This window comes from Streptomyces sp. UNOC14_S4 (assembly GCF_020740835.1).
Lineage (GTDB): Bacteria > Actinomycetota > Actinomycetes > Streptomycetales > Streptomycetaceae > Streptomyces.
In genome coordinates, this window is sequence record NZ_JAINFC010000460.1 from 1 (window position 1) to 6104 (window position 6104).

Genomic DNA, 6104 nt, shown 5'->3' on the forward strand with positions numbered 1-6104 from the left:
GGGTGGGGGCGGGCGCGGTCGCCTCGGCCGTGCCGGCTGCCCCCGCCATGCCGCCCATGCCGCCCGTTCCCGTCATCCCATTGCCTTTCCGCTGCCGTACGGGCCCGCCTGGTGCGGGATGCGCGCCTGTTCCGCCTCGGGCTGCGCCTCGTCCGGCGCGGCGGCGGACGCGGCCCGCTCGTCGGCGACCTGGCGCACCGCGTCGAGCACGCCGCGGTAGCCGGAGCAGCGGCAGAGGTTGCCGCAGAAGGCCTGGCGGGTCTCCAGCTCGGTGGGGGCGTGGTTGCCCTCGAGCAGGTCGTGCATGGTCATGGCCATTCCGGGCACGCAGAAGCCACACTGCACGGCGCCGCACTCGGCGAGCGCCCGCTGCACGTCGGAGGGGCGGCCGTCGGCCGCGAGACCCTCGACGGTGCGCACCTCGGCACCGGCGGCGGTCGCCGCGGGGACGAGGCAGGAGGCGACGAGGCGCCCGTCGACCTGTACGGAGCAGGCCCCGCACTCGCCCTGCGAGCAGCCGTCCTTGGCCCCGGCGAGCCCGAGGCGCTCCCGCAGGACGTAGAGCAGCGACTCGCCGATCCAGGCATCGGTGACGGGCCGGTCGGTGCCGTTGACCCGCAGGACGTACGAGGCGCAGGGGTGCTCGGTGTGGTGCGCGTCGGCGACGGCGAGTACGTCTACGTCTACGTCGGCCGCGTCCTGCTGCTCCTCGGCCGGGGAGGCCGGAGAGACCGGAGGGGCCAGGGGGGCCTCGGCAGGCGGCGGCAGCTCGTCCTCGTGGACGGCCATGGGCACGGGCACGGACACGGGGTCGGGCTCGGGGTCGGCCGCCGGTACGGGAGGTACGGGGACGGGCTCGGGTGCGGGCGCGAGCGTGGGCCCGGCCGTCTCCTGCGCCGGTACCTCGGGGGCGGGCTCCACGGGCGGCGTCCACGCGGCGACCGGATGATCGCCCGTATCGGTGACCCCGCCAACGTGCGACGAACCGTCAGGGAACGAAACCGAATCCGCGGTGGGGATCGGCTCCGGAGCCCCGGAGAAGGCGTTGAGCGCGTACTCCCCGGACTCGTCGACCGGCTCCCCGGGCACAACCGGAACCGACCACTGATCGGTCGGGGAACCGGCGGGCATCTCGGCGGCGGACATCTCGGCAGCCGGCACCTCGGCAGCGTGCTGCTCCCACGCGTGCGCGCCACCGGACCACTGCGCGTCGGCCACGGCCTGTGCCTGCGGCTGCTCCTGTGCCGACGGCTCCGCCTGCGCGACCGGGATGTGCGGCTGTGCGGGGGCATGCTGCTGGACAGGCACGGGCGCAGGAACGGGTGCGGCAGCAGGGGCAGGCGCGGGAGCAACGGCGGACTCAGGGGCGGGCGCGGGCCACTGTGTGGCCGCGATGTACTCCGCCGCGCCACCCATGACGTAGTCACCCGTGTCGCCCAGGGGCATGGCGAAGTCGCCGGTGTCCCCCAGGGGTACGGCGTACTCACCGGTGTCGCCCACCGGTTCGTGCGCCCTGGCGCCCTGGTCGGAGGCCGGTACGGCGGCCGGGGCGTGCGGGGCCGGGTGGCCGTGCACGGCGGCGCCCTGCGCGTGCGGGGCGGTGCGGCTGTGCAGGACGTACTCGCCGGACTCGTCCACCGGGTCGTCCCCGGCGACCGGGACCGACCAGTGGCCCTGGCCCGTGCTGTCGCCCGTGAACGGGTTCGCCCATTCGGCCGTGGCGTGCGGATCGGGGTTGTGGGCGGCCCCGTGGGCGGCCCCGTGGGCGGCCCCGTGGGCGGCCCCGTGGGCGGCCCCGTGGGCGGCCCCGTGGGCGGCCCCGTGGGCGGCCCCGTGGGCGGCCTCATGGGCGACGGGAGCGTGACCGGCGGAGGCGTGACCCGCGGGCGTATGTCCCACCGGCTGCCCCGTCGGTGCATGGCCCGTCGGCGCATGGCCCACCGGGGCGTGACCCACCGGGGCATGACCCGCCGTCGCATGACCCGCCGTCGCGTGGTCCACGGGTACGTGCTCGTAGGGGGCCGTGGCGTGGGGGCCCGGTTCCGGCATCCACTGCTGCTGTGCCGGGACGGTCGCGCCGGGCTGCTGCCACTGCTCGGCCGTCGGCGGGGTGTAGCCGCCGGCGCCCGTGGCGGCCAGGGGGTCCCAGGCGCCGGGGGCGCGGTCCGCGCCGGGGTGGGCGAGGAGTTCGGGCGGCAGCTGCACGAACGTGGTGCCGTCCGCGTCGAACTCCGTGCCCGGGATCGGCTGCCAGCCGCCCTGGCCGGTGGGTCGATCGTGTCGCTGCTGTTCGTCACTCACGCGAGTGCCCTCCCCAGAGCTCGGCGGGCCAGAGTCGCCACCGTACGCCGCAGATGCAGGGCGGCGGGCGGCAGGGTACCCGGCTCGCCGCCGTCGGGCGACGGCGCGGGGTCGGGGATGCAGGCGGCCGCGACGTAGTCGCCGAAGGCGGCGCACGCCTCCGGCGCGAGGGTGCGTTCGCCGTCCCAGTCGATGAGCGAGGCCACCCAGCGCTCGGCGTCCAGCGGGCGCAGCGGCATGGGCGCGACGGCGCCCACGGCGCAGCGCACATTGCGCCGGGCGGGGTCGAGGACGACGGCGACGGACGCGACGGCGCGGCCCGGCCCCGTACGGCCGGTGGCCTTGAGGAAGGTTTGCGGAGCGTGCAGCAGGGGCACGCGGACATAGCCGATGAGCTCGCCGGGCCGGAGCATGTCGAAGCCCGTCAGCAGATGCCCTATCGGGATCTCACGGCGGCCACCGCCGGGGCCCGCGATGACGAGGGTGGCCTCCAGGGCGGCGAGCACGGGAAGCGCGTCACCGGTGGGGGCGGCGGAGGCGATGTTGCCGCCGAGGGTGCCCGCGTTGCGGATCTGGGGCGGACCGGCGGCGCGCGCCGCGGTGGCGAGTGCCGGGATGAGCGCGGCGAAGTCCGGCCTGCCCATCCGGGCGTGGGTGAGGCCCGCGCCGAGCAGGGCGTGGCCGTCCTGGTACTGCCAGCCGCGGATCTCGCTGATGCGGCCGAGGCCGACGAGGCCCGCGGGGCGCAGCAGCCCGGAGTTGACGGCGGACATGAGGTCGGTGCCACCGGCGACGGGCACGGCGGCGGGCATGGCGGAGAGCGCCGCCACGGCCTCGTCGAGCGAGCCCGGCAACGTCACGGTGTGCGCCGCCCGCGGTGCGTGCGTGGTCAACCCAGTTGCCCCTTCCCCGGTGGTCCCGACTGTGTTCTCACGTCTGATCCCGCCCGACCCGGCCCGATCCCGCCGTACGGTACGTGCTGTCGGCCCGGTCGTGGCAACTCTGGCACATCTTCCGCGTGCGCTGTCGCGAGGGTCCGCGAACCGCCGGTCCGTCCCCGGGCTGGTGATTGGTCCCTTTTTCCGCCCTGTCGCCACTGTATGCGGATTGCCATTATTTACTGGCCCTTGTACGGCTTGCGGCGTCTGTGAAGGACCACCGTGCCAGGGACCGGACCCGGGGGCGGGGAGCTTGGCCACGGCTCACACGATCGGGGGCGCACCCTCGATCGGGCGTCCGAGAATGCCGGGGCGGCGCTGCCAGGGGTGCGGTCCGGACGGCGGCCGGTAGTCGACGCCGAGGGCGTCGAGCCGGGTGTAATGGGCGGTCATCCGGCGCTCGAAAGCGGCGTAGTCGCGCTCCGCGGGGGCGGGCAGCTCGGACCACGCGACCTCGGCGAAGGCCGCGAGCCGGGGGAACGTCTGGTAGTCGACGCGCTGCTGGTTCTCCGTCACCTCGGTCCACATGTTGGCCTGCGCCCCGATGACCCGCGCGGCCTCGTCCTCCGTCAGCTCCGCCGGGACCGGCTCGAAGCGGTAGACGTTCTCCAGGGTGCTGACGTAGCCGAGGGGTACGGGCTCGTCGGTACCGGGGGCCTGCCGGCGGTCGAGGTAGACCTGGTGCTCGGGGCACATGACGACGTCGTGGCCCGCGCGCGCGGCGGCGATGCCGCCCGCGTAACCGCGCCAGGACGAGACGGTGGCGCCCTCCGCGAGCCCGCCCTCCAGGATCTCGTCCCAGCCGACGAGCCGCCGCCCGCGCGCGGTGAGCCAGCGGTCGAAGTGCCGGATGAACCAGCTCTGCAGCCCCTTCTCGTCACCGAGCCCCTCCGCGGCGATCCGCGCCTGGGCGGTGGCCGAGGCACGCCACTGGTCCTTGGGGCACTCGTCGCCGCCGATGTGGACGTAGGGCGAGGGGAAGAGTTCGAGCACCTCCGTCAGCACCTGCTCGTAGAAGGCGAGGACGGCGTCGGTCGGGGCGAGCACGTTCGGGTTGACACCCCAGGTGTCCCAGACGGTCAGGGCCGTGGTGTCGACGACGTCGGTGTTGCCCAGCTCGGGGTACGCGGCGATGGCCGCCTGCGAGTGGCCGGGGACGTCGATCTCCGGGACGACGGTGATGTGCCGCTCGGCGGCGTACGCGACGATCTCGCGGATGTCGTCCTGCGTGTAGTAGCCGCCGTGCGGCACCGGGTCCCACAGGGGCGAGGCCCGGTGCCCGAGCTTGGTACGGGCCCGCCAGGAGCCGACCTCGGTCAGCCGCGGGAAGGCCCGGACCTCCAGCCGCCAGCCCTGGTCGTCCGTCAGATGCAGGTGCAGGACGTTCAGCTTGTGCGCGGCGAGCAGGTCGAGGTAGCGCAGGACGCCGTCCTTGGGCATGAAGTGCCGGGCGACGTCGAGGAGGAAGCCGCGCCAGGCGAACCGCGGCTCGTCCTCGACGGCCACGGCGGGTATCCGCCACGCGGGCACCCCGCCCGGGCGCGCCCGGCGGTACGCCTCCGGCCCGAGCAGCTGACGCAACGTCTGGGCGCCCCGGAAGAGGCCTGCTTCGGTGACGCCTTCGATGGTGACGAGGCCGGGTCCGGTGGTGAGCCGGTAGGACTCGGGGGCGCCCTGCTCTTCCGTCAGGCGCAGGACGACGCGGCTTCCTTCGCCCGCGGCGGCTGCGGGGACTGCGGGGAGGGGGAGGCCGGTGATGTCGCGCAGGTGCTGTGCGAGGTGGTGGGTGTGGGTACCGGTGGGTGCTTCGAGGGTGGTGTGCTCGTCGAGCACGCAGATGCCGTCGGAGACAGCGAGCCGCCGGGGCTGGGGGATGAGGTGGGGCTCTCGGATGCTCATGGGGTGCCCCTGCCCTCGGGGCTCCGCCCCGAACCGGAAGACGAGGCGAAAGGCGGGCCCCGTCAGGGGCGCGGGGAACTGCGCGACCAGCCGCCGACGGCCCGCGGCCGCGCGCCAAGCGCAAGCCGCACCCCCATAGGCGGAACGGGGGCCCGGGGGCGAAGCCCCCGGTCACAGAGGTGGGGTGCCCAGGTGCGGGCACTCCCGAAGGACTACTTCTTGCCGTCGCCCTTGTCGTCGCCGCCCGTACCCATGCCCTCGAAGATCTCCTTGCACATGGGGCACACCGGATACTTCTTCGGGTCACGACCGGGGACCCATACCTTGCCGCACAGGGCGACGACGGGAGACCCGGAGAGCGCGCTCTCCATGATCTTGTCCTTCTGGACGTAATGGGCGAAGCGCTCGTGGTCGCCGTCGCCGTGCGACACCTGCGGCGTCGGCTCTACGAGGGTGCCGGTCCCTGCCCCGCGCTCGGGCTCAAGAGTGCTCATGGTTTCCAAGAGTACTGGGGCCAGGAGCGAGGCGGACGGGCCCCGGCCACCGTGCCGGTCACACCCCCCGCCCGGCCGTATCGGGCGGCACTCGGCCGCGACCGTCGGCCCTGGTCGTCGGCCCTGGTCAGTTGAGGCTGGGGTCGTCCGGATATGTCGCCACCATCGCCAGCTCGTTGCGCTGCCGCCGCAGGACGGACCGCCAGAGCCTGCCCGGGTCCGGGGAGGAGACGTCGCCCGGCTCGGACTCCACCACGTACCAGGCGCCCTCGACCAGCTCCTCCTCCAGCTGGCCCGGGCCCCAGCCCGCGTAACCGGCGAAGATCCGCAGGGAGCCGAGGGCCGCCGCCAGCAGCTCGGGCGGGGCCTCCAGGTCGACCAGGCCGATCGCGCCGTGCACCCGGCGCCAGCCGAGCGGCCCGTCACCGGCCGGGACGACACCGTCGGCGCCGCCGCGCCCCTCCCCCGGCAC

General features: G+C 74.8%; 5 protein-coding genes. All 5 read right to left on the reverse strand.

Translation table 11 applies throughout. The annotated features are described in order from the left end of the window. Window positions 1-72 precede the first annotated feature (72 nt). Window positions 73-2301, reverse strand: a complete 2229-nt coding sequence (locus tag K6I34_RS38715; protein WP_229330530.1) for a (2Fe-2S)-binding protein — start codon at window positions 2299-2301, stop codon at window positions 73-75. Beyond that, window positions 2298-3194 (reverse strand): xanthine dehydrogenase family protein subunit M, encoded by an 897-nt coding sequence (locus K6I34_RS29515; protein WP_229330532.1) that lies wholly within the window; start codon window positions 3192-3194, stop codon window positions 2298-2300. The genes K6I34_RS38715 and K6I34_RS29515 overlap by 4 nt, the downstream gene beginning before the upstream one ends. A 309-nt stretch (window positions 3195-3503) precedes the next feature. Continuing rightward, the gene (locus K6I34_RS29520) at window positions 3504-5138 is read right to left on the reverse strand and encodes a beta-N-acetylhexosaminidase (protein ID WP_229330534.1); all 1635 of its coding nucleotides are present in this window, start codon (window positions 5136-5138) and stop codon (window positions 3504-3506) included. Window positions 5139-5350: 212 nt separating this feature from the next. Next, window positions 5351-5632 carry a DUF3039 domain-containing protein gene (locus K6I34_RS29525; RefSeq protein ID WP_121798485.1) on the reverse strand — a complete coding sequence of 94 codons (282 nt, stop codon included), beginning with the start codon at window positions 5630-5632 and terminating at the stop codon, window positions 5351-5353. Window positions 5633-5759: 127 nt separating this feature from the next. Further along, window positions 5760-6104: YqgE/AlgH family protein (locus K6I34_RS29530; protein WP_229330535.1), on the reverse strand; the 345-nt coding region annotated here is incomplete at its 5' end.